Annotated in this window: 21 protein-coding genes; 6 read left to right on the top strand and 15 right to left on the bottom strand. The window is 34.5% G+C overall.

Annotated elements, in window-relative coordinates:
- Window positions 1–14 precede the first annotated feature (14 nt).
- The 11 genes from FUA24_RS22970 to FUA24_RS22920 all read right to left on the bottom strand — a co-directional run bounded on the left by FUA24_RS22970 (window position 15) and on the right by FUA24_RS22920 (window position 11735).
- Complete coding sequence (locus FUA24_RS22970; protein ID WP_187388370.1) at window positions 15–740, bottom strand: META domain-containing protein; 726 nt, start codon at window positions 738–740, stop codon at window positions 15–17.
- A gap of 255 nt (window positions 741–995) precedes the next feature.
- The gene (locus FUA24_RS22965; protein ID WP_148545583.1) at window positions 996–2210 is read right to left on the bottom strand and encodes an aminotransferase class V-fold PLP-dependent enzyme; all 1215 of its coding nucleotides are present in this window, start codon (window positions 2208–2210) and stop codon (window positions 996–998) included.
- Window positions 2211–2331: 121 nt separating this feature from the next.
- Entirely contained in the window at window positions 2332–3645 is a 1314-nt protein-coding gene (gene sufD, locus FUA24_RS22960; protein ID WP_148545581.1) for a Fe-S cluster assembly protein SufD, read from the bottom strand.
- A 74-nt stretch (window positions 3646–3719) separates the two neighbouring features.
- Window positions 3720–4472 carry a Fe-S cluster assembly ATPase SufC gene (gene sufC, locus FUA24_RS22955; protein ID WP_148545580.1) on the bottom strand — a complete coding sequence of 251 codons (753 nt, stop codon included), beginning with the start codon at window positions 4470–4472 and terminating at the stop codon, window positions 3720–3722.
- A gap of 40 nt (window positions 4473–4512) precedes the next feature.
- Window positions 4513–5961 (bottom strand): Fe-S cluster assembly protein SufB, encoded by a 1449-nt coding sequence (gene sufB / locus FUA24_RS22950; protein WP_148545577.1) that lies wholly within the window; start codon window positions 5959–5961, stop codon window positions 4513–4515.
- Between the two features lie 53 nt (window positions 5962–6014).
- Window positions 6015–6344 (bottom strand): HesB/IscA family protein, encoded by a 330-nt coding sequence (locus FUA24_RS22945; RefSeq protein ID WP_148545575.1) that lies wholly within the window; start codon window positions 6342–6344, stop codon window positions 6015–6017.
- A gap of 664 nt (window positions 6345–7008) precedes the next feature.
- Window positions 7009–7221, bottom strand: a complete 213-nt coding sequence (locus FUA24_RS22940) for a hypothetical protein (protein ID WP_148545573.1) — start codon at window positions 7219–7221, stop codon at window positions 7009–7011.
- Between the two features lie 108 nt (window positions 7222–7329).
- Window positions 7330–8373, bottom strand: a complete 1044-nt coding sequence (locus FUA24_RS22935; RefSeq protein ID WP_148545570.1) for a cytochrome-c peroxidase — start codon at window positions 8371–8373, stop codon at window positions 7330–7332.
- A 6-nt stretch (window positions 8374–8379) separates the two neighbouring features.
- Window positions 8380–9141 carry an MbnP family protein gene (locus tag FUA24_RS22930; RefSeq protein ID WP_148545568.1) on the bottom strand — a complete coding sequence of 254 codons (762 nt, stop codon included), beginning with the start codon at window positions 9139–9141 and terminating at the stop codon, window positions 8380–8382.
- Window positions 9142–9145: 4 nt separating this feature from the next.
- Window positions 9146–10471, bottom strand: a complete 1326-nt coding sequence (locus FUA24_RS22925; protein ID WP_148545566.1) for a hypothetical protein — start codon at window positions 10469–10471, stop codon at window positions 9146–9148.
- Window positions 10472–10481: 10 nt separating this feature from the next.
- On the bottom strand, window positions 10482–11735 hold the full coding sequence (locus FUA24_RS22920) for a choice-of-anchor B family protein (protein ID WP_148545564.1): 1254 nt from the start codon (window positions 11733–11735) through the stop codon (window positions 10482–10484).
- A 111-nt stretch (window positions 11736–11846) separates the two neighbouring features.
- Here FUA24_RS22920 and thiL point away from each other — a divergent pair, with 111 nt between their 5' ends.
- The gene (thiL, locus tag FUA24_RS22915) at window positions 11847–12890 is read left to right on the top strand and encodes a thiamine-phosphate kinase (RefSeq protein WP_148545562.1); all 1044 of its coding nucleotides are present in this window, start codon (window positions 11847–11849) and stop codon (window positions 12888–12890) included.
- A gap of 311 nt (window positions 12891–13201) precedes the next feature.
- On the opposite strand, the gene FUA24_RS22905 is transcribed toward thiL, so the two are convergent.
- Window positions 13202–13456, bottom strand: a complete 255-nt coding sequence (locus FUA24_RS22905; protein WP_148545558.1) for a DUF1660 family phage protein — start codon at window positions 13454–13456, stop codon at window positions 13202–13204.
- A 57-nt stretch (window positions 13457–13513) separates the two neighbouring features.
- On the bottom strand, window positions 13514–14293 hold the full coding sequence (locus FUA24_RS22900) for an alpha/beta fold hydrolase (RefSeq protein WP_148545557.1): 780 nt from the start codon (window positions 14291–14293) through the stop codon (window positions 13514–13516).
- Between the two features lie 174 nt (window positions 14294–14467).
- Between FUA24_RS22900 and FUA24_RS22895 the strand changes: the two genes are divergently transcribed.
- Window positions 14468–16150, top strand: coding sequence for an FAD-dependent oxidoreductase (locus FUA24_RS22895; protein WP_148545554.1), 1683 nt, complete (start codon window positions 14468–14470; stop codon window positions 16148–16150).
- Window positions 16151–16162: 12 nt separating this feature from the next.
- Here FUA24_RS22895 and FUA24_RS22890 read toward each other — a convergent pair whose 3' ends face one another.
- Window positions 16163–16819 carry a hypothetical protein gene (locus FUA24_RS22890; RefSeq protein WP_148545552.1) on the bottom strand — a complete coding sequence of 219 codons (657 nt, stop codon included), beginning with the start codon at window positions 16817–16819 and terminating at the stop codon, window positions 16163–16165.
- A gap of 152 nt (window positions 16820–16971) precedes the next feature.
- On the opposite strand from FUA24_RS22890, the gene FUA24_RS22885 reads away from it, so the two are divergent.
- Window positions 16972–18294 (top strand): aspartate kinase, encoded by a 1323-nt coding sequence (locus FUA24_RS22885; protein ID WP_148545711.1) that lies wholly within the window; start codon window positions 16972–16974, stop codon window positions 18292–18294.
- A gap of 59 nt (window positions 18295–18353) precedes the next feature.
- Here FUA24_RS22885 and FUA24_RS22880 read toward each other — a convergent pair whose 3' ends face one another.
- A complete protein-coding gene (locus FUA24_RS22880) occupies window positions 18354–19646 on the bottom strand; it encodes an aminopeptidase P family protein (RefSeq protein WP_148545550.1) in 1293 nt (430 codons plus the stop codon).
- A 254-nt stretch (window positions 19647–19900) separates the two neighbouring features.
- Between FUA24_RS22880 and FUA24_RS22875 the strand changes: the two genes are divergently transcribed.
- The 3 genes from FUA24_RS22875 to FUA24_RS22865 are packed head-to-tail and all read left to right on the top strand — an operon-like array spanning window position 19901 to window position 23364.
- Window positions 19901–20575 (top strand): succinate dehydrogenase cytochrome b subunit, encoded by a 675-nt coding sequence (locus FUA24_RS22875; protein WP_148545548.1) that lies wholly within the window; start codon window positions 19901–19903, stop codon window positions 20573–20575.
- 10 nt (window positions 20576–20585) lie between these two features.
- Complete coding sequence (locus tag FUA24_RS22870; RefSeq protein ID WP_148545546.1) at window positions 20586–22601, top strand: fumarate reductase/succinate dehydrogenase flavoprotein subunit; 2016 nt, start codon at window positions 20586–20588, stop codon at window positions 22599–22601.
- A gap of 22 nt (window positions 22602–22623) precedes the next feature.
- Window positions 22624–23364 (top strand): succinate dehydrogenase/fumarate reductase iron-sulfur subunit, encoded by a 741-nt coding sequence (locus tag FUA24_RS22865; RefSeq protein ID WP_148545709.1) that lies wholly within the window; start codon window positions 22624–22626, stop codon window positions 23362–23364.
- Window positions 23365–23425 lie beyond the last annotated feature (61 nt).

Here is a 23425-nt window from a genome sequence, read left to right as displayed (position 1 = left end):
AACAAGAATAGTTGCTATTCAACGTTTTGGGCTAATGATAGGATTTCTTTAACAAGATTAGCAATTTCAGGATGAGGATTGCCATGGTCAAAACTTGGTGTTTCATAAGTTTTGCCGTCTACAATTACTTTTAGTTTTGCTATAGCTGCGCCATCAAACAGTCGCTTTTGCGACGGCGCTTCTAGATTAGAAATGTTTTTAAAAGTGATACTTTTGGAAGCGTTAATAATCTTGGTCCATTGTTCTTTTTTGCATATGACGTTTTGAGGGTTTCCGTTTCTCGTGTTTTGAAATGAGATAGATTTGTTATTAAGTTTTATGAATTGATAAGAACCACGGGACACTGCGGAGTATTCAAACGAAATTGTTTCAAAAGAAGTTTGCTCTTTTTCCGCTATAAGGAGTAGTTTTTTATTTTGAAAGAGCGAAAAGCCACTTTTATTAAAAAGGATGGTATTAGCTTTTCCTAGTGCTTTAAAGAAAGACGATTCAATAGTATTTTTATCATCTTGACATAGCATTTTGGTGGCACCCATTTCGCCAAAATTTAAGGAGTTACCATCAATTGAATAAGAACCAAAAAAACGATTACATCCTGAAAATCCTGAGGCTTGCTGTGTTGCTTTATTAAAACTAATATTTAGGTTATATGAAGATACATCCCTGTCATTTAAATGAACAACGTTGTATTTACCATTTAAGTCTTTCACGGCTGTACTATTATTTTGAGAATCTAACATTAATTGATAATTAGATGGTCCCCAGCAACAGCGTAAAACCATCAGACAAAAAAATAATAAGATAGGTTTCATCTTAGATTAAATTTTATTTCAGTATTGAAAGTACAAAAAAGATGCCTAATTTTTCTGGTCAGTTGTCATTCTGAATTTGCATGTGCTGAATTTATTTCAGTATTTCAGAATCTTAGACTGTATAATGGGAACCTTAAACAACACTATGCCCGGTGTGAGCGTTCAGGTTGACAAAATTTACTTTTAAGACAACATCATTTTGGCTTTTTTAACCCCCTCAACTAAAGCGTCAATTTCTGCTTTAGTATTGTAAAAGGCAAAGGAAGCTCTGATTGTCCCTGGAATTTTGTAGTAATCCATAATAGGCTGCGCGCAATGATGTCCTGTTCTAACAGCAATACCTAATTTGTCTAAAATAGAACCCACATCATAGGGATGAATGCCTTCTAAGTTAAACGATAATACAGATGTTTTATGTTGTGACGTTCCGTAGATTTTTAAGCCTTCAATTTCTAAAAGCTTTTGAGTACCGTATTCTAAGAGCTCATTTTCATATTTGGCAATAGCATCAAACCCAATAGCATTCATATAATCTATTGCGGTTCCAAATACAATACCGCCAGCAATATTTGGAGTTCCTGCTTCAAATTTATGGGGTAAATCTGCGTAAGTGGTTTTTTCAAAGCTAACTTCGGCAATCATTTCGCCGCCACCTTGATACGGTGGTAATTTGTTCAGCCATTCTTCTTTGCCATAAAGCATTCCCATACCTGTTGGTCCACACATTTTATGGGCCGAAGCTACGTAGAAGTCTACATCTAAATCTTGTACATCTGGTTTTATATGTGGGCAAGCTTGCGCACCATCAATTAAAACAGCGGCACCAACTTCATGTGCTTTTGCAATGATATACTCTATAGGATTAATGGTTCCTAAGGCATTAGATATATGATTGGTGAAAACTAGTTTCGTATTTTTAGATAATAACTTGTCGTATTCAGACATAACAAGCTCACCATCGTCATTCATTGGAATAACTTTTAGTGTGGCTCCTGTACGTTCGCAAAGCATTTGCCAAGGCACAATGTTACTATGGTGTTCTAAAGCAGAAACTATTATTTCATCTCCTTTTTTGAGTAAAGCAGAAAACCCGTTAGCAACTAAGTTGATACTATGGGTTGTTCCGGAGGTGAATATAATTTCGTAGCTATGTTTAGCGTTAAAATGGGCCTGTATTTTTTGTCTGGCTTGCTCGTATAAATCTGTAGCTTCTTGACTTAAAGTATGTACACCTCTGTGAATATTTGCATTGTAGTTAGAATAATAATCTACAATGGCATCTATAACTTGTTGAGGTGTTTGCGATGTAGCCGCATTATCAAAATATACTAAAGGTTTTCCATTCACTTCTCTTGAGAGAATAGGGAAATCTTTTCTGATGTCTTCAACGTTTAACATAGTTGTTTTTTAGCCCCGATTGAGGCATTTGTTGAAGCTCTCCCGATAAGAAAATCGGGAAGCGACTGCCGAAAGCGGGAATTAGCTACAAATAATTTTTATACTGAAATGAATTCAGTACTTATAGATCAAAACCAATATTAACGCCCAATTGTTTGGCTATAATTTTAGTAATTCTCTGTTTAATTTCTGGGATTTTTACAGAACTTAAAACGTTATTACTAAATGCATACATTAAAAGGGCTTTGGCTTCTTTTTCCGGAATTCCGCGAGAACGCATGTAAAATAAGGCGCTTTCATCTAACTGACCAATAGTACATCCATGAGAACACTTTACATCATCTGCAAAAATTTCTAACTGTGGTTTTGTATTAATGGCAGCTTTGTCACTTATTAAAATATTGTTATTGGCTTGAAACGCATTGGTTTTCTGCGCTTCTTTTTCAACCACAACTTTACCATTGAATACACCTGTTGAACGGTCTGCAAAAATACCTTTATAGTCTTGGTGGCTTTCACAATTCGGTTCAATATGATGTACCAGAGTGTTATGGTCTACATGTTGTTTATCGCCTATAATCGTTACCCCTTTTAAAGTAGAGTCTATACGTTCTCCTTCTTGGTAAAAATTAAGATTGTTTCTAGTTAATTTTCCACCAAAAGAGAAGGTGTGCACCGATACATGACTTTCTCGGTCTTGTTTAATGAACGTATTATCTACCAAAGAAGCATCTTGGGTATCGTTTTGGATTTTGTAATAATCTACAATAGCGCGTTTTTTAGCAAAAACTTCGGTAACACAATTCGTTAAAACAGGGTTGCTCGTTAAACTTTGATGACGCTCTATAATTTGTACATGAGAATTCTCTTCAACTACAATTAAGTTACGAGGTTGTAACATGGTTGCAGATTCATCTCCAGTTGAGAAATGAATGATTTGAATTGGTTTTTGAACCACTTTCCCTTTAGGAATATGAACGTAGGCTCCTTCTTTTGAGAATGCAGTGTTTAAAGAAGATAAACTGTCTTTGCTAGAAGCTTTGTTAAAGTAGTTTTCTATAATTAACCTGTATTTCGGTTTGGTTAACGCTGCAGACATTAAGCATACATCTAATCCGTCATGTGTTGTTTCAGACAGATGTGAAGAATATTTACCATCAATAAACACAATTTTATAAGTGTCTATTTCATGGATAAAATATTTTTTAACATCTCTATATTCTAAAGCATTTTCTTGTTTTGGGAATACGCTATAGTCTTCTTTTAAAATTTTATTTAAAGAAGTGTATTTCCAAGCTTCGTCTTTCTTGGTAGGAAAGCCTTTTTCTTCAAAGGTTTTTATAGCTTCGTTTCTTACCTCATGCACATAAGAATCTGCTTCAGCTTGGTTTTCAAAAACTATAAATGACGATAATAATTTTTCTTTTAAACTCATGTTGTTTCAGTTTTCAGTCGCGGTTTTCAGTTACAATAAACACTGTCTACTGAGATTTGAGACTGCTTACTACTTTATGCACCAACTTCTTCTTTAATCCAATCGTATCCTTTAGCTTCAAGCTCTAGCGCTAATTCTTTAGTTCCAGATTTTACAATTCTACCATTATGTAAAACATGTACATAATCTGGTACTATATAGTCTAATAGACGTTGGTAGTGTGTAATAACGATAACAGCGTTGTCTTTACTTTTAAGTTTGTTAACACCATTAGCTACAATTCTTAAGGCATCAATATCTAAACCAGAATCGGTTTCGTCAAGAATAGCTAATTTAGGATCTAACATGGCCATTTGAAAAATCTCATTACGTTTCTTTTCACCACCAGAGAAGCCCTCGTTTAAAGAACGTGATAAAAACTTTCTGTCTATTTCTAATAAATCAGATTTTTCACGGATTAACTTCAACATATCTTTTGCAGGCATGTCTTCTAACCCTTGTGCTTTTCTAGTTTCGTTAATAGCTGTTTTAACGAAGTTAGTAACAGATACTCCTGGAATTTCTACAGGGTATTGGAATGATAAAAAGATACCTTTATGTGCTCTTTCTTCTGCTGCTAATTCTTCGATATCTTCACCATCAAAAATGATGCTTCCTTCTGAAACTTCGTATTCTTCTTTACCAGCAATTACAGATGATAATGTACTCTTACCAGAACCATTTGGTCCCATAATAGCATGAACTTCCCCAGGCTTAACTTCTAAGTTAATCCCTTTTAAAATGTTCTTATCTTCAACACTAGCGTGTAAGTTTTCTATCTTTAACATACTTGTTTGCTTCGTTATTTATTTTTATAGGAATTAGAGATTAACCTACACTTCCTTCTAAACTTATTTCTAATAATTTTTGAGCTTCAACGGCAAATTCCATTGGAAGCTTATTTAATACTTCTTTACTAAATCCGTTTACAATTAAAGCAATAGCCTTTTCGGTATCAATACCTCTTTGGTTACAGTAGAAAATTTGGTCTTCACCAATTTTGCTTGTAGTAGCCTCATGCTCAATTTGAGCAGACTGATTTTTGGCTTCAATATATGGGAAGGTATGTGCACCACACTCATTACCCATAAGTAAACTATCACATTGCGAAAAGTTACGGGCATTTTTAGCCATTGGCTGAATTTGTACCAGCCCACGGTAAGAGTTCTGAGATTTCCCTGCCGAAATACCTTTTGAGATGATAGTAGACTTAGTGTTTTTTCCTAAGTGAATCATTTTGGTACCCGTATCTGCCTGTTGATAATTGTTAGTAACTGCTATGGAGTAAAACTCGCCAACCGAATTATCGCCTTTTAGCACACATGAAGGGTATTTCCAAGTTACCGCACTACCAGTTTCTACTTGTGTCCAAGAGATTTTAGCATTGGTTTCACAGAGACCTCTTTTGGTTACAAAATTGTAAACCCCACCTTTACCTTCAGCATTTCCTGGGAACCAGTTTTGTACTGTAGAATATTTAATTTCTGCATCATCAAGAGCAATTAACTCAACAACGGCCGCATGTAATTGATTTTCATCTCTACTAGGCGCTGTACAACCTTCAAGGTAGCTTACATAACTTCCTTCATCGGCAATGACCAAGGTTCTTTCAAACTGACCAGTACCGGCTTGGTTAATTCTGAAATATGTAGATAATTCCATAGGACATCTTACGCCTTTAGGAATGTAACAGAAACTACCATCACTAAATACAGCACTATTTAATGCCGCGTAAAAATTATCTTTCTGAGGTACAACGGTACCAATATATTGCTTTACCAATTCAGGATGTTCCTTAATGGCTTCAGAAATACTCATAAAAATAATGCCTTGTTCTGCTAACGTTTCTTTAAATGTAGTTGCTACAGAAACAGAATCTACCACAACGTCCATGGCTACACCAGCCAATTTCTTTTGCTCATCTAAAGAAATACCAAGTTTGTCAAAAGTTGCCAATAATTCAGGGTCAACTTCATCTAAACTATCATATTTAGGTTTGCTGTTTGGCGCAGAATAATAAGATATAGCTTGAAAATCTGGTTTTTCGTAATTTACATTGGCCCATTCAGGCTCTTCCATATCTTTCCAAATTCTAAAAGCTTCTAAACGCCATTCGGTCATCCATTCTGGCTCTTCTTTCTTTTTAGAAATAGCTTTAACGATATCTTCGTTTAAACCATTAGGAAATGTTTCCGACTCAATATCTGTATAAAAACCATATTCGTATTCCTTGGTTTTTAACTCTTCTCTTAAATCGTCTTCCGTATATTTACTCATGCTTCGAGTTTATTAGTTTTAAAAGTCCTCCTTTTAGGAAGATTTAAATGTGTTTATAGTGAAAATGATTCACCACAACCACAGGTTCTATTGGCATTAGGATTATTAAATACAAACCCAGTTCCGTTTAATCCTCCGGAATACTCTAAAGTTGTGCCAATTAAGTATAAAAAGCTTTTTTTATCTACTATGATTTTAACGCCGTTGTCTTCAAACACTTTATCTTCTTCTTGTTGTTCTTTATCAAACTTTAGATCGTAAGATAAACCAGAACACCCACCACTTTTAACACCAACGCGAACAAAATCTGTAGTAGCATCATAACCATCATCGGTCATAAGCTCTATCACTTTTTTCTTTGCTGTTTCTGAAACTTTGATCATACCCTTATTTTAATTTAGATTTGCACTAAATTGACTGCAAATATACAATATAAGTCAGGGATTTCAATGTAACCTAACATTATATTAGCATATGGGCTAATAAGTTTTTCTTATAAGTAAACAAAATAGGTTTTTAGGTGAAAATTAACTTTGAAAGTAGCGAAGAAATTAAATTTTCCGTAATACTCTAAGCTGCACTTCTTCTCTTTTTTTAGGCTGTTGAGAACGTACAATATCACCATTAGGAGCATATTCAAAATACTTTTTACAGTTTTTGCATATCAATTTGGGTGAGTCGTCATTTGAGTTTTCTACACGGTGGTAGTTATGACCATATATATAACAATATAGACTATTCGGTAAACCAGATTTCATATTAGAGAGACTTTACGCTGGTTAAAGTATTAAAAGATATTGACGTTTTGCTGCGGGAAAACCGTACATATGGTATTTTAACCCATTTTTATTCATTTTTGCGGAATTATTCCATGAATTCGAAACCCGTTTCATGTTATTGGGAAAGGCTATTGTTTATTTAATTTTAGGGAGCCACCAGAATAAGTAGGCGAAAGCTGTAGGTAATGAGCTTGTTGTGCATGTAAAAGTAATAGTCATCAAAAGCTATTCCGTTTTAGAAGGGCTTCGGTATTTTGGTAAGATTAATTTACGAACTACTTTTTTTTAACTTTCTTATAAGTTTTAATTGTTTGTTCTTTTTAGCGGAAAACGGAATTATTTCGCCTTTAGAGTCGTATGTAAAATAGCTTTTGCAGGTCTTACAAATAAGTTTTGGAGTGTTCTTTTTGGCTTTTTCAATGCGCTTATAATTATGCCCATAGAGGAAGCAATAGAGTTTAGATGCTGTATTAAATGTCATGTCTTAGGCTTTAAGTAGCTTTAAATTACAATAAAATTTTTACAGTATTATGTTGAAAAACCACATTTATAAACGTGTAAAACTTCTGATTATCAAAGAATTTTTGATTTATTTAATGAATTCGTAATCTGATAGTGTAAGTAAAAAAGCTTTTAAATCTGCCTTGTCTTGAGCCGTAAGTTGAACACCTCCTTCAGCAATTTTTTTCATTAATGGGTCTATTGTTGGAGAGGCTTGTAGACCTTCACTATAATGGTTTATCACCTCGTCTAGAGTTGCAAATCGACCATCATGCATATAAGGTGATGTAAAAGCTAGATTTCGTAATGAGGGTGATCTAAACTTTCCATTGTCTGCAGGATCTCCAGTTATGGCGCCAAGGCCTAAATCTGAAAATTCAGAATCAAGCCCGTTATTATGAAACAAGTTGTCGGTCCAAAGCGGATTATTTTCACTACCGTGGCAATGAAAACAATCGCCTCTATTTTCATCCATAAAGACGTTAAAACCATTTTGTTCTTGTGGCGTTAACGTGGCCTCTCCTAAAAGAAATTGGTCAAATTTTGAATTGGCTGATATTAGAGTGCGCTCAAATTGCGCAATGGCTTTTGTTACTAAGGTTGAGTCTATGATTCTGGTACCAAAAGCTTGATTAAACAACTCTGGGTATTCATTATGATTTTGAAGTCTGTTTTCTATTTGCGGCCATGTGCTGGCCATTTCTATTGGGTCTGTTACGGGAACAAAGGCTTGATGTTCTAAGCTAAAAGCGTTACCATCCCAAAAAAACTTTTCATCATAATTCCAAGCTAAATTAAATAAAGGCATAGAATTTCTGGTGCCTAAAATACCCGCAATACCATCACTAAACCGGTCTGTATCTGTAAATGCGTTTTCTGGGGCATGACAATCTGCACACGACTGTGTATTGTCTGAAGATAAAATTGGATCAAAGAAAAGCTTTTTACCAAGAGCTATACCCTCTTTGGTTTGTGGATTGTTAATTGGAATTACGGGAGCTAAAATTTTGTCTTGAAATAGTTGCGGGATTTCTAAAGGTTGCGGGGTTGGACTATAACTATCTATTTTTTCATTAGCACAGGAAAGGCAAATGAGAAGTATACAAGCAATATGTAAAGTCCGTTTATTCAATTGGCGTTAGTCTATAGATTTTAAAGAAAACACATTTTGTCCGTTGTCATACATCATAATTTGAGCTGTAGAATTTGGCATTAGTGCTTGATTTAAGGCATCCAAATCCCAAGTGTGTGGACTTTTAAACCACTGGGCAATATTCATTTCAATATTAAGATTGGTGTTGCTATTTATAGTAACTGCTCCGAGGTCTACTTTAAAGAAAGTGTCTTGCGGAAAACTTGGGCTCGCTCCGGGATTATCTACCGCCCTAATGGCATGATAGTTATAACCTTGTTCTGATGATGAACTGTTAATAAACTTTCCGTCTAATTGCATGTAGTGGTAGCCACCACCCATCATTGTAGGTACACCAAAACTTGCAGAGTTTAAGTCAGCATAGGCAGCATCAATATTCTTTGCATTGGTAAACCCAAATATAAAAGACACATTAGTGTATTTGCCTTTTGGAATGGTTGCTGCTGGGGAAAAACTTAAGTTTTCCGCATTGGTAACATCAACGAGATTATAACCTTCAATAGAAATGGTTTCTCCATTAGAATTGTTGAAGGTAAGATCTGAAATCACATATCTAAGACGTTCTATGCTCAATTGATTACCATTGGCATTAGTGAATTTTATGGTATTAAAATCCGAATTCGTAACTGGTGTATCATCCCAAATATGACCAAAATTTAGACTAATGTTATAGCCTTTATTACCATCATCCGAAGAACAGGATAATAAAATGAACAAACTAACAATAGCTAAACTTAGTTTTTTCATAGGGCTATTTTATATTAAAAATTAATAAATCGGAAAACCCTTTGTTTTCGGGTATATCTGCATTTGAACTATTTGATTCACCAACAACAACAATGGAGTTATCATTTAATTGAATGGCATCATAAGCCAAATCTACATCTGCGCCACCAAGAGATTTTTGCCATTCAAGATTACCTTGGTTATTTAATTTTATGACCCAGGCATCATTTTGCCCGTTGTTGGCCTCAAGGTCTGTATCTGCACTTCTTGAACTGCCAGAAATTACAAAACCATTGTCTTTAGTTCTATGTATTGCGCGGGCCGCATCAAAACTACTACCACCAAATGTTTTTTCCCATAAGAGATCACCTTGATTAGAAATTTTAATGACCCAAAAGTCTGCAGCGCCCTTATTAAATCCTACATCTTTATCATTACTTCTGGTGTCTCCTATAATGATGAAGTTACCGTCATTCGTTTTTGCAATTCCTCTAGCTTCATCTAATTGTGTACCGCCAAAGGATGTTTCCCATACCAAATTACCAGTTTCAGAAATTTTAATGACCCAAAAATCATAGGTGCCTTTATTATTCTTGATGTCTGTGTCTGCGCTATCGGAGGAGCCAACTAAAATGTAACCATTATCATCTGTTTGAACCACATCATAGGGCGTGTCTGTAAATGTACCTCCAAAGAATTTACTCCACTCAAGGTTTCCAGAAGCATCTAGTTTTACTGCCCAGTAATCACCACCAGCATGTCTTTTGGTTAAGTTGTGTTTGGTGTTTCCTTGTCCGCCAGATGCGGTTACATCTAAAACACCCGTTAGGAGCAAGCCGTTATCATTTGTTTCAATAATAGAAATGCCTTCATCTGTTCCAGAAAACCCAAAAGATGTTTCCCATGAGATATGACCAGAAGCATTTGTTCTAATGACCCAAAAATCATTGAATCCGTTGGTGCTTTTACGCGAACCTAATAATGCAAAACCGTTATCTTGGGTTTGAATGAGACAGCTTCCTCTATCATCACTAGCGCCTCCATATGTCTGTTGCCACTGTAAGGCGTGGTTAGCATCAAATTTTAAAAGCCAATAATCAAAAGACGAATTGGTTTTATTGGTAATGTCGCCATCAGAACTTTGAGTATATCCTAAGATAGCGTAACCACCATCTGATGTTGCTATAATAGACCTAGCACTTTCATTGTTGGATCCGCCAAGAGTTTTTACGAAAGTAACGTCTTTATCAGGAGGAGAAGATGTTTGGGGGGTGTCATTATTAGAACACCGAAGTACTAAAACTGCCAAAGCAATTGAAAGGAATTGGAATATTTTGTTCTGTGTGAACATAATCAAAAACTTAAGTGCCGCTTTTTCTAACTATAAAAAGTCCGTTAGTAACATCACTTATTATAATATTTCCACTCGGTAGGTATGGGTAAACTGTCCAAGCGCCATCAAAACCAGTGTTGTTATTGTCTGGATAGGTATCAAAAAAACCAACTTCGGATACATTAGTGTTTTCTATATCCGAAATGTCTAAAACACGCATTCCAGCATTGTAGTTTGCAAAGAAAAAGTTATCTCCCTTTACATATCCGTTGTGGTCAATAGCCGAGGTGGGGCCAAAATAATTAAAATGAAATTGCGGGTTGTCTAAGTCTGTAAAATCAAAAACAATGGTTTTGGTATCAATGCCAATTCTAAGTTCATCTAGTTCGTCACCAAGAATAAAGTATTTCATATCGGAAGTAAACCAACCTTGATGTGCATACCTAACATTGGTATATGTAATTCTAGAAATAATAGTTGGATTGGTTTTATCCGTTACATTAACTATGACAACTTCATCTTCATTACTACCTATAAATATTTCTTGACCAGTATAATCCGAATCAGGGCCATTATAAGTTACAACTTGAGCATCATGAGAATAACCTAAATTAATAAAGCCGCCTTCAATTACAGGGTTCATTGGATCCTGAATATTGATAAAAATTGGCCCACCTAAAAAAGAACTACTTCCAACAATGTAGGCATAGCCAGTTTCTTCATTAATAAACAAGTTATGGGCTCTTCCAAAACCAGTAAAATTTAAATCCTCTGTAAAGGTCTCTGGCGGATTTGCAACATTTCGTAATCTAGTAAGATCAAAAATTTGCATTCCATGACTGTCCTCTCCAACAGAATTGTCGGCCACAATAAATGCATGATTCTGGTATATTTTTACATCACGCCACGGGCTAGCAATGGTTGCAGTAGGTAATTTTCCTAAATATATTGGATTTAAAGCATCTGTAATATCAACAAAACCAACGCCATTATCAAGACACATTAACGCATATTCTTTTTGTGTTGTTTCATCTACCCAACCCCAAGAATCATTTCCTTCATTACCATCAAAAGTATCTACTGGCAAATGTGCCATTAAATCGTAGTCCCTGCATGGATACCCTGCAGCAAATCCATTAACACAAGGAGCTAAAACATCTTCATTAATACTAATGTCTGTGTTTAAAGGAATATTGTTATCTCTCTCGCAAGAAAAAATTAGGGTAGCACAAAACAATCCGAATAAAGAAATCCGGCATAGTTTCTTTATAAAGTAAGACATAGCTAAGCAATTTTTAATTAAAACGGTTTTTTAAACGATTATATTATGAACCTTTCAAAAACTATTTGTAATGTACCAAAATTAACCTAATAAAACTATTATTTTTGCATTATGATAGAGGATAAAAATCAGCAAAGAACCCAGTTAAGTGATTTGGGTGAATTTGGTCTTATAGACCATTTAACGAAAAACTTTAAAGTAAAACAATCGTCAACCGTTAAAAGTATTGGAGATGATGCCGCCGTTTTAGATTTTAAAAACAATAAAATTGTGGTATCCACAGATTTGTTAGTTGAAGGCGTGCATTTCGATTTAAGTTATATGCCCTTAAAACATTTAGGCTACAAAGCTGTAGTTGTTAATTTGTCTGATGTTTATGCCATGAACGCAAGTGCAACTCAGGTTACAGTTTCTATTGCTGTTTCTAACCGATTTCCTTTAGAAGCTCTTGAAGAATTATATGCTGGGATTGAAACTGCTGCAAAAATTTATAATGTAGATGTAGTTGGTGGTGATACAACCTCTTCAACAACAGGGTTATTGATTTCTGTTACTGCTATAGGGGAGGTGGTTAATGATGAAGTGTACAGATCTGGAGCAAAACCAAACGATTTATTGGTAGTGACTGGAGATTTAGGAGCAGCTTACATGGGGTTACAGGTTTTAGAACGAGAAAAAGAGGTTTATAAAGTAAATCCAAATAATCAACCAGATTTGGAACCTTATACATATATCGTTGAAAGACAATTAAAGCCTGAAGCAAGGAAGGATATTGTTAAATTGTTAAAAGATTTAGAGGTTAAACCGACCTCTATGATTGATGTTAGTGACGGGTTATCATCAGAAATACTTCATATATGCAGGCAAAGTAATGTTGGATGCGATTTATATGAAAATAAAATACCTCTAGATCCTCAAGTTATTTCAACTTGTGAAGAGTTTAACATAGATAGTACAACAGTTGCGTTGAATGGGGGAGAGGATTATGAATTACTTTTTACTATTTCACAGGAAGATTTCCCTAAAATAAAGGCCAATCCGAATTTAACCGTTATTGGTTATATGAGAGAAAAAGAAGCTGGTGTACACTTGGTAACCAGAGCAGAAACTAAAATTGAACTACAAGCTCAAGGGTGGAAAAATTTTAATGCCTAAAAACTAATAACTCCGGATACAATTTTTGTTGTCTAAGAAGACGTTTATTGTGAATTTTTTCTAAAACAGTATTAATTTCTTTGAACTTAGGAGTTAACTCAACTAAGTTGCCGTTACTGCTTGTAGTAAATTGTTTTCCGCAGTTTTTGCAAGTGTATTCTTTAACATGTAAAGTGACATTTTTACTGACTCTAAGGTCATGTCCAAATACTTTGCAGTGAATGTTTTTCATAAAAATTAGCCATTAAAATTAGGGTTTCGGGGAGATGACTTAAAGGTATAAAAAACCGATGAAAGTTATTAACAGCACATTAACAAATCGACGAAATGACGGCTTTTCCCTTTAAACGTTCTTTTCTGCTGTTATGAATTCTTTCTAAAATTAAGTTGATTTCTCTAAATTTTGGAGTTAACTCTGTTAACTCTCCGTTGCTATTGGTGGTTAGTTGCTTTTTACAACGTGTACAGGTGTACTCTTTTACATGTTCCGTTACCTTTTTTGTAACCTCATAATCATGACCAAAAAGTGAGCAATATACCTTAGGGCTTAAAGTAGGTTTTTTCATTATTTTTGATTTGGAGGATATAAACTTACAAAAAAATATCAATTATTCGACGAATAACTATTTATTTTCGATGAAATGCAATATTGTGTCTTTGCACTCCGTTTTATTCTCTATAAAACTCATATGTCCACCATCAAATTCAACCACCTTAACTTTTGTGTTTTTTGTCTGGGCAATTAATGCCTCATAATTAAGTGCTGGGTCTTTCTTACCAATAATCATTAGCTTTCTATAAGGAGAGAAATGAAGAAGGACTTCTCTATCATTTCTTATTTTCATGCCTTCTAAGGCAGCTACAATACCTTGCAGGGGTGTCTTTAAGCATTGGTCAATAAGTTTCTTTATGTCTTTAGAAAATAGTTTTTGATTTTCTGAAGAAAACAGATTTGCTACAGCTATTCGTATGAACGTTTTGTGATTTTTTTTAACAGCTTCAATACCTCTATCTCTATTAATTTTTTTCTCTGGAGTGTCAGCACTTGCGGTAGAGTTTAATAAACATAATCCTTTTACATTGTCCGGGTTTTTTTCAGCGTAAGCTAAAGCCACATAACCACCCATAGAATGACCAATGAGAATTGACTTTCTAATTTTTAAGTGTTTCAGCACTGCCTCAACAACTTCGGCCATTAGTTCCATGCTGTGAATGTAACCCAGGCAACCAGTTTTTCCATGCCCTAAGAGATCTATTGATATAACTCTATGTCGTTTGGAGATTTCAGCACTAAGGTCTTTCCATATGCTTGAGTTTTCTAAAAAACCATGTAGTAAAACAACAGCGCCTCCTTTGCCTTCATCTTTAAAAAAAATATCTAAGCCTTTATACTTAAGTGTCATTTAAAAATACCTTTTAAGAGATAATCTAACATTCATGCAAAACTAAATATCATTATTGTATAATACGTTTAGTTTTAATAAATAGATTTGAAAACGTACGAAATCGTTTAAGTGACAAATATTACATTCTAGTTGAAAACTTTCATTGAAATTTGAATAGAAATTGAATTTAGAATGAAAAAAATTATAGTAATAGGAGGTCTGTCTGCAGGCCCTTCTGCAGCAGCCAAAGCAAGACGAGAAAATGAAACAGCTCAAATTATTTTGTTTGAAAAAGGTGCAAATATTAGCTATGCAACCTGTGGAATGCCTTATGCTTTTTCGGGAGTTATAGAGACTAGAGATAGGTTAATGGTGGTTAAGCCACAATTACTCAAAACTAGATTTAATATAGACGTTCATTTAAATGAAGAAATTATTAGGATTGATGCAAAGAACAAAACGGTATATTCCAGTATAACAAGTTACCCATACGATATTTTAATTTTTGCCACAGGAGCAAGATCAATTGTACCTCCAATTGAAAATGTAAAATTAGCTCATAACTGGTCTACTTGTAGGTCTATGCCAGACTTTGATAAAATAACTAAAGAAGGTCTAACCAACGTATCTAAACATATTACAGTAATTGGTGCCGGTTTAATTGGTGTTGAAGTAGCCGAAAACTTAAGGCATGCTGGTAAGAAGGTAACTTTAGTTGAAGGCTCAACTCATGTTTTAAATATGTGGCAAAAGAAATTTGGAAATTTTGCTGGTAATATCTTAGAGTCTGAAGGTGTTGAGGTGCTAACCAATACATTGGTGTCTAAATTTAATATTGATACTAATGGGAAAATTTTATCGGTAACCACTTCCGATGGGAAAACAATTTTAACAGATTTTGTCATATTAAGTACAGGCATAAAGCCCAATACGGACTTACTAATTGAAGCGGGGGCAGAGGCCATTGATAATGGAGCCTTAATAGTGAATACAGCAATGGAAACTTCTATTAAAGACGTTTATGCTGCTGGAGATAACGTGTCAATTAAGAATTTACAAACTCAGGAGTATGATTATTTCCCTTTAGGAACACACTCTAACAAAGGAGGTAGAACAGCTGGAGCCAATGCATTAGGTAGAAATCTAACATTTAAAGGTGCTTACAAAACGGCTATCGTTAAGGTGTTTAATTTCACATTAGCAAGAACAGGAATGAATGCCTCCACTTTAGCTCAAAAAGGTTTACCGTTTAAAACCATACTCTCGGTAGCTGGTTCTACCCCGGGTTATTATCCTGGTAAGAAGGATTTGATTACAGAGATTTATTATAATCCAAAAACCGAAGAAATCTACGGCGCAGAGCTCTTTGGAGAAGTTGGTGTAGATAAGCGTATTGATGTTTTAAGTACGGCTATTTATGCCAAACTAAAAATTACGGATTTAGCCCAATTGGATTTGGCTTATGCGCCACCATTTTCGCCAGCAAAAGATCCAATTGTTGTTTCTGGATACATTGCAGAGAACGTTTTACATGAAAGAAGCCAACAAATATCTGTAGAGGATCTAGAATTACTTATAAAATCAGATAATAATGTGTTGTTAGTTGATGCTAGAACGGAATTGGAATATAAAAAAGAGACTATTCCTGGAGCGATTAACTATCCGTTAGATGAATTAAGATTGCATATTGATGCTATAAAAGCACTTAACAAAAAAGTTGTAGTGTTTTGCCAAAAAGGATTAAGAGGTTATTTAGCTGAATTAATTTTTAGGAATAATGGTATTGACCAAGTGGCGAATTTAGCTGGCGGATTTAAAGTTTGGGAAATGTATACAGACAGTATTTATAAGCCAGAAGAAATTATTGAAGTTTAAACCTAAAAACAATTAAGCTTTAACCCTTTTTATGGCGGTAAACGCTTTATCTACATACTCATCTTCAACTAGAATAGTAAATTCATTAGTTGTAGAAAGTACCTCATACAATACAATGCCTTCCCAAGCTAGTCTTTTAAAGAAGTGATAGTACAAACCGGCTATTTTAGAATTGTCTTGAGGTAAGTTAATAGTTATTGCGGAAAGTCCATTTTGAACTGCAAGAAATGTTTCGTTTTTTAAATTGTCATGTACAAATTCATTAAGACTGCTCGAAATTATTAAAGTACTTTCGTGAATACCTCTGGTAAAGGTGTAAAAAAGTTTATCTTCTTTATTTATGCGCTCTAAAATTTTAGAGTGGTTATTAATTAACGTTTCCGAGTTTTTAACTGTAAAATCTGTAAGGTTTGAACGCACAGTGATATCACCTAGGTTTTGAATAACCCGTTTCATTTTAATGGAGTTCCCCAAAGTAGGCGGCGGATTATAACGCCTTAAAGCCATCATAATAGCGCCTGGTTTTACGTCCTTTTTTAACATTTTGCTTATGGGTTCCGTGAGTTCAACAGCTAAAGCACTATAGTTAATAATATTTCTAGACAACGCTTCTTCTAGGTAAGGTTGTGTTATTAAAATGTCTTCTACACAGTTGGATACAGTTTTCATCTGCTTTTATGTTAATTATTTAACAATATGTGTAAAAGTAAACATTTTTTTATAAAAATAAGTTTTAACGCTCTATGTATTTTAGTTTTGTTTCTCAAAATGATGAAAATGAAATATATAGACGAAAGTCTATTTACAATATTAATATAGATATGAAGGTTTTAAAGTTTGGTGGAACATCGGTTGGGTCTGTTGAGAACATGAATAATGTGAGGTCCATTATTAATGATGGTGAGAAAAAAATAGTAGTCTTATCGGCTATGTCTGGTACAACAAATTCATTAGTAGGTATAGCTTCTAAAATTGCTAGTAATGCTGTTACCGAAGCATTAGAAGATGTTGAAAACCTTTATTCTAAATATACAGCAGTTATAGATGAATTGATAGTTAGTTCATCTATTAATACTACGGTAAAAGTTTATGTTTCTGAGCGTTTTGATTTTTTAAGAGCATGTGCATCAAAACCTTTCTCCCAAGTTTTAGAAAATGAGATTTTAGCACAAGGAGAATTGCTTTCAACTTTTATGTTTAATCAATTTTTACAGCAAGAAGGAATTAATTCTCAATTATTACCGGCGTTGGATTTTATGAGAATTAATGAAGTAAAAGAGCCAGATTTTGCTTCTATAAAAAAGGATTTAGATGGTGTTTTAAGCAATACACCTGAAGCTGATATTTATATAACTCAGGGTTTTATTTGCCTAGATGCTAATAATGAAGTGTCTAATTTACAACGTGGTGGTAGTGATTATACGGCAACTATAGTTGGTGCAGTAATACATGCTGAGGAAGTGCAAATCTGGACAGATATTGACGGGATGCACAATAATGATCCTAGATTCGTTGAAGGGACTAAACCTATATCTAATTTGTCTTTTGATGAAGCTGCGGAGTTGGCTTATTTTGGTGCAAAAATTTTACACCCTCAAACAGTGCTGCCGGTTAGAAAAGATGGTATTCCTGTTAGACTTAAAAACACGATGAATCCTCCCGCTCATGGTACGCTAATTAGTAAAAACCACGTACAATCGGGTATAAAGGCTATTGCTGCTAAAGATGGAATTACTGCCATAAAAATTAAGTCGGGTAGAATGTTACAGGCTTATGGTTTCTTAAGGAAAGTATTTGAAATTTTTGAGTCTTATGAAACTTCAATCGATATGATCACCACATCTGAGGTAGCGGTTTCTTTAACAATTGACGATGATAAAAACCTTGGCAAGATAATTGCAGAATTAGAAACATTCGCATCAATTGAGGTGGATACAAATCAGAGTATTGTGTGTCTTGTAGGGCACTCAATAGTAGATCATGAAGAAACGTTTAAAATGTTTCAAATATTAAAAGATGTAGATATTAGAATGATTTCTTATGGAGGTAGTAGAAACAATATTTCCATATTAATCGATACAGAAAATAAAGTAGGAACACTGCAGAAGCTAAATGAATATTTATTTGAGTTAGTCGCTATTTAAAAATAAAATTTTAAGTTTTTGCCAAAAGAGGGATTATTAATCCCTCTTTTTTTTATGTACTACTTTTGCATTAAATCTTCTATTTCCTCTGCTTCAATTGGTATATTTTTCATAAGATTAAATGGAACACCTGTTTCTTGAATTACAACATCATCCTCAATTCTAATTCCAAAACCTTCATCGGGTATATAAATGCCCGGTTCTACTGTAAATACCATATTTGGTTGCATTGGTTCGGTTAAAATGCCATAATCATGAGTGTCCAATCCCATATGATGACTGGTGCCATGCATTAAGTATTTTTTGTAAGCCGGCCAATCTGGGTTTTCATTTTGTACATCTGCCTTGTCAAGTAAACCAAGGCCTAACAATTCTGAAGTCATTACTTTACCAACTTCTATATGATATTCTTCCCAAAGTGTTCCCGGAACTAACATTTTTGTAGCCTCGTTTTTCACCCTTAAAACTGCATTGTATACCGCTTTTTGTCGGTCTGAGAATTTTCCAGAAACAGGGATTGTTCTCGTCATATCACTAGAGTAATTGGCGTATTCTGCACCAACATCCATTAAAATTAAATCCCCCGCTTTACATGCTTTATTGTTTTCTATGTAATGCAAAACATTGGCATTATTACCACTGGCAACAATTGGAGTATAAGCAAATCCTTTAGATCTATTTCTTATAAATTCATGAATGTATTCGGCTTCAATTTCATATTCCATAACTCCAGGTTTAACAAAGTTTAAAACTCGTCTAAAACCTTTTTCAGTAATGTTGCAGGCGTGTTGAATTAAATCTAATTCTATATCATCCTTAACTGAACGTAATCTTTGTAGAATGGGATTACTTTTTGCTACAGAATGCGCAGGATACTTTTCTTTAAGCCACTTTGTAAATCTATCTTCTCTTGTTTCAACTTCTACGTTTGAGCGGTAATGTTCGTTTGTGTTGATATATACTGTATCGCATTGCGTCATGATTTCAAACATAACACGTTCCATATCTTGTAACCAATAAACGGTTTTTACGCCACTAACCTCAAAAGCTTTTTCTTTAGTTAATTTTTCTCCTTCCCAAATAGCAATGTGTTCATTAGTTTCTCTTAAGAACAAGATTTCCCTATGTTTTTCTTTAGGGCAATCTGGAAACAATACTAAAATACTTTCTTCTTGGTCTACACCACTTAAGTAGAAAATATCTCGGTGTTGCTGAAAAGGTAATGTACTATCTGCACTAATGGGGTATATGTCATTTGAGTTAAAAACAGCTAAACTACTGGGAGCCATTTTTGATGTAAAATTTTCTCTATTTTTGATAAAAAGATTACGATTTATAGGGGAATATTTCATGTTAATTACAAATTAAATTTTTCCATTAGGTAAAAGTATGAAGAAAAAGTAGATTTTTAGCAGTATTTAAACCTTGGATTTTTGTTCCTTTTTGGGTTTATTTTTGGAGTTTTTAAACTATGACTAAAATCATAGTTTAAAAACTAAGTATTATTACTTATAATTGTTCTAAATTATGATTTTAAATTGCCTACTTTTTGCCTAAGAGTATCTAGTAATTTACCTTTGTATCATACTACTAAATTTTATAAATAATGAGCGGATTTTTAAAATCTTCAATAGGGAGGAAAATAGCCATGGCGCTTTCTGCATTCTTCCTAATGTTTTTCCTTATCATTCACTTAGCAGTTAATATAACTTCAATTTTTAGTGAAGATTTATTTAACGAATTATCTCATTTCATGGGAACCAATCCAGCAGTGCAATTTGCGTTGCAACCAGTACTTATTTTTGGGGTTGTTTTTCATTTTGTGATGGGATTTGTTTTAGAATTAAGAAATAAAAAAGCAATAGGCGTTTCTTATGCAAAAAACAACGGAGCTGCTAATTCTACTTGGATGAGTAGAAATATGATATATAGCGGATTAGTAATACTTGCGTTTTTAGTATTACACTTTATTGATTTCTGGATTCCAGAAATAAATGTTAAATACATTCAAGGTGATATGACTGGAATGCATGATGGTAGCTTTAGATACTTTCATGAATTACAGGAAAAGTTTGTGAGTCCATTACGAGTTGGAGCTTATGTTGTGTCATTTATTTTATTGGCCTTACACTTATTACATGGGTTTACATCGGCATTTCAATCTGTTGGTTCTACTGCTGGTAGAAAAAAGGCATTACAAACATTTGGTAAAGCTTACTCAATTATCATTCCTTTAGGATTTATAATCGTAGCTGTTTATCATCATTTTAATCACCATTAATTTTTAGAATATGAGTGTTTTAGATTCAAAAGTACCAAAGGGTCCTATTAAAGATAAATGGACTACTTATAAAGATAAAATAAACTTAGTAAACCCAGCAAACAAACGTTTAATAGATGTTATTGTTGTTGGTACAGGTTTGGCTGGTGGTTCTGCAGCAGCTACACTAGCAGAATTAGGATATAATGTAAAAGCTTTTGCTTATCAAGATTCTCCTAGACGTGCCCACTCAATTGCTGCACAAGGAGGTATCAACGCCGCAAAAAATTACCAAGGTGATGGTGATTCAACATACAGATTATTCTATGATACTGTAAAAGGTGGTGACTACCGTTCTCGTGAAGCTAATGTATACCGTTTAGCTGAAGTATCAGCTAATATTATTGACCAATGTGTGGCGCAAGGTGTTCCTTTTGCTCGTGATTATGGTGGGTTATTGGACAACCGTTCATTTGGTGGTGTTCTTGTATCAAGAACCTTTTATGCCAAAGGACAGACTGGGCAACAATTATTATTAGGAGCGTATTCTGCTATGAACCGTCAGATTGCTCGTGGAAAGATTCAAATGTATAACCGTCATGAAATGTTAGATGTTGTTAAGGTAGACGGAAAAGCAAGAGGAATTATAGCTAGAAACTTAATTACAGGAGAAATTGAGCGTCATTCTGCTCATGCAGTAGTAATTGCTTCTGGTGGTTATGGAAATGTATTTTTCTTATCAACGAATGCAATGGGTTCAAATGTATCTGCGAGTTGGAAAATTCATAAAAAAGGTGCGTTTTTTGCAAACCCATGTTATACACAAATTCACCCAACATGTATTCCTCGTTCGGGAGACTATCAGTCTAAATTAACTTTGATGTCTGAGTCTTTACGTAACGACGGACGAATTTGGGTACCTAAAAACATGGATGATGTGTTGGCAATTAGAGAAGGACGTAAAAAGCCTACTGATTTGTCTGAAGATGAAAGAGATTACTATTTAGAAAGACGTTATCCTGCATTCGGTAACCTTGTACCTCGTGATGTTGCATCTCGTGCAGCAAAAGAGCGTTGTGATGCGGGTTATGGTGTAAATGCTACTGGAGAAGCTGTTTACTTAGATTTTGCTGCGGCGATTCAACGTTACGGAAAAGAGCAAGCCAAAATACAAGGTATAGCTAACCCTTCAGCTGATAAAATTTATGAGCTTGGGCAGAAAATAGTGGAAGCTAAGTATGGTAACTTATTCCAAATGTATGAGAAGATAGTAGATGAAAATCCATATGAAACACCAATGATGATTTACCCAGCGGTACATTATACTATGGGAGGTGTTTGGGTAGATTATAATTTAATGACTACAGTACCTGGATTATATTGTATTGGAGAAGCTAATTTCTCTGATCACGGAGCAAATAGATTAGGTGCCTCTGCTCTTATGCAAGGTCTCGCAGATGGGTATTTTGTATTACCTTATACTATTGGAGATTATTTATCCGATGATATTAGAACAGGTACTATTCCAACAGACACGCCAGAGTTTGATGAAGCTGAAAAAGAGGTGAAAGATAGAATAGATTTCTTTATTAATAACAAAGGTACTAAGTCTGTTGACTACTTTCATAAACGTTTAGGTAAAGTAATGTGGGACAAAGTAGGGATGGCTCGTAACGAAAAAGGTTTAAAGGAGGCAATGGCCGAAATTAAAGCCATACGTGAAGAGTTCTGGAAGGAAGTTTCAGTCCCTGGTGGTGCTAATGAAATGAATCCTGAGCTAGAAAAAGCAGGTAGAGTTGCAGATTTCTTGGAGCTAGGAGAATTGTTTGCTAAAGATGCTTTAACAAGAGAGGAGTCTTGTGGGGGGCACTTTAGAGAAGAATCAGCAGAAGAAGACGGACCTCAAAAAGGAGAAGCTAAACGTAATGATAAAGATTTTGCGTTTGTGTCTGCCTGGGAATATAAAGGAGAACCAGCTGATGCGGTGCTTCATAAAGAAGAATTAGAATTTAAGGATATTGAATTAAAACAACGTTCATATAAATAAGAAAGATATGTCAGGAAAAGGAATGAATTTAACATTGAAGATTTGGCGTCAAAAAGACGCTCAATCAAAAGGTAAGATGGAAACTTACAAGGTAAATGATATTTCAGAACATATGTCTTTCTTGGAAATGATGGATGTTCTAAATGAACAATTGATAGCAGCAGGCGATGAGCCTGTGGCATTTGATCATGATTGTCGTGAAGGTATATGCGGAATGTGTTCTATGTATATTAATGGAGAAGCTCATGGGCCAGATAGAGGTGTGACTACATGTCAATTACATATGCGTATGTTTAAAGATGGTGATACTATTACAATAGAACCATTTAGAGCAGCAGCATTTCCAGTTATTAAAGATTTAATTGTTGATAGAACTTCATTTGAGCGCATTCAACAAGCTGGTGGTTATATATCTGTAAATACATCAGGTAATACACAAGATGCTAATGCTATTCCAATTTCAAAACATGCAGCAGATGAGGCTATGGATGCTGCAACATGTATTGGTTGTGGAGCTTGTGTTGCAACTTGTAAAAACTCTTCAGCCATGTTATTTGTTGGAGCAAAAGTATCTCAATACGCACTATTACCGCAAGGGCAAGTTGAGGCTGCAGATCGTGTTAAGAATATGGTAGCTCAAATGGATTTAGAAGGTTTTGGAAACTGTACGAATACAGGAGCTTGTGAAATAGAGTGTCCTAAGGGAATTTCTCTTGATAACATTGCAAGAATGAATAGAGAGCTTATTAAGGCTTCTTTGTAGTTCAAGTAAAAAATAAACATTATCCAAAAAAAACCATACCTTGTACAAGGTATGGTTTTTG

Source organism: Seonamhaeicola marinus (assembly GCF_008085455.1).
This window is presented reverse-complemented; position numbering and strand designations above follow the sequence as displayed.

What these genes read in the sequence shown, in the direction of transcription:
- FUA24_RS22895 (WP_148545554.1), top strand. Translation starts at nt 14,468, where the DNA reads ATGAAAAAAATTATAGTAATAGGAGGTCTGTCTGCAGGCCCTTCTGCA.
- sufB (WP_148545577.1), bottom strand. Translation starts at nt 5,961, where the DNA reads ATGAGTAAATATACGGAAGACGATTTAAGAGAAGAGTTAAAAACCAAG.
- FUA24_RS22925 (WP_148545566.1), bottom strand. Translation starts at nt 10,471, where the DNA reads ATGTTCACACAGAACAAAATATTCCAATTCCTTTCAATTGCTTTGGCA.
- FUA24_RS22930 (WP_148545568.1), bottom strand. Translation starts at nt 9,141, where the DNA reads ATGAAAAAACTAAGTTTAGCTATTGTTAGTTTGTTCATTTTATTATCC.
- FUA24_RS22945 (WP_148545575.1), bottom strand. Translation starts at nt 6,344, where the DNA reads ATGATCAAAGTTTCAGAAACAGCAAAGAAAAAAGTGATAGAGCTTATG.
- thiL (WP_148545562.1), top strand. Translation starts at nt 11,847, where the DNA reads ATGATAGAGGATAAAAATCAGCAAAGAACCCAGTTAAGTGATTTGGGT.
- FUA24_RS22900 (WP_148545557.1), bottom strand. Translation starts at nt 14,293, where the DNA reads ATGACACTTAAGTATAAAGGCTTAGATATTTTTTTTAAAGATGAAGGC.
- FUA24_RS22965 (WP_148545583.1), bottom strand. Translation starts at nt 2,210, where the DNA reads ATGTTAAACGTTGAAGACATCAGAAAAGATTTCCCTATTCTCTCAAGA.
- FUA24_RS22875 (WP_148545548.1), top strand. Translation starts at nt 19,901, where the DNA reads ATGAGCGGATTTTTAAAATCTTCAATAGGGAGGAAAATAGCCATGGCG.
- sufD (WP_148545581.1), bottom strand. Translation starts at nt 3,645, where the DNA reads ATGAGTTTAAAAGAAAAATTATTATCGTCATTTATAGTTTTTGAAAAC.
- FUA24_RS22920 (WP_148545564.1), bottom strand. Translation starts at nt 11,735, where the DNA reads ATGTCTTACTTTATAAAGAAACTATGCCGGATTTCTTTATTCGGATTG.
- sufC (WP_148545580.1), bottom strand. Translation starts at nt 4,472, where the DNA reads ATGTTAAAGATAGAAAACTTACACGCTAGTGTTGAAGATAAGAACATT.
- FUA24_RS22885 (WP_148545711.1), top strand. Translation starts at nt 16,972, where the DNA reads ATGAAGGTTTTAAAGTTTGGTGGAACATCGGTTGGGTCTGTTGAGAAC.
- FUA24_RS22890 (WP_148545552.1), bottom strand. Translation starts at nt 16,819, where the DNA reads ATGAAAACTGTATCCAACTGTGTAGAAGACATTTTAATAACACAACCT.
- FUA24_RS22940 (WP_148545573.1), bottom strand. Translation starts at nt 7,221, where the DNA reads ATGACATTTAATACAGCATCTAAACTCTATTGCTTCCTCTATGGGCAT.
- FUA24_RS22865 (WP_148545709.1), top strand. Translation starts at nt 22,624, where the DNA reads ATGAATTTAACATTGAAGATTTGGCGTCAAAAAGACGCTCAATCAAAA.
- FUA24_RS22870 (WP_148545546.1), top strand. Translation starts at nt 20,586, where the DNA reads ATGAGTGTTTTAGATTCAAAAGTACCAAAGGGTCCTATTAAAGATAAA.
- FUA24_RS22880 (WP_148545550.1), bottom strand. Translation starts at nt 19,646, where the DNA reads ATGAAATATTCCCCTATAAATCGTAATCTTTTTATCAAAAATAGAGAA.
- FUA24_RS22905 (WP_148545558.1), bottom strand. Translation starts at nt 13,456, where the DNA reads ATGAAAAAACCTACTTTAAGCCCTAAGGTATATTGCTCACTTTTTGGT.
- FUA24_RS22970 (WP_187388370.1), bottom strand. Translation starts at nt 740, where the DNA reads ATGTTAGATTCTCAAAATAATAGTACAGCCGTGAAAGACTTAAATGGT.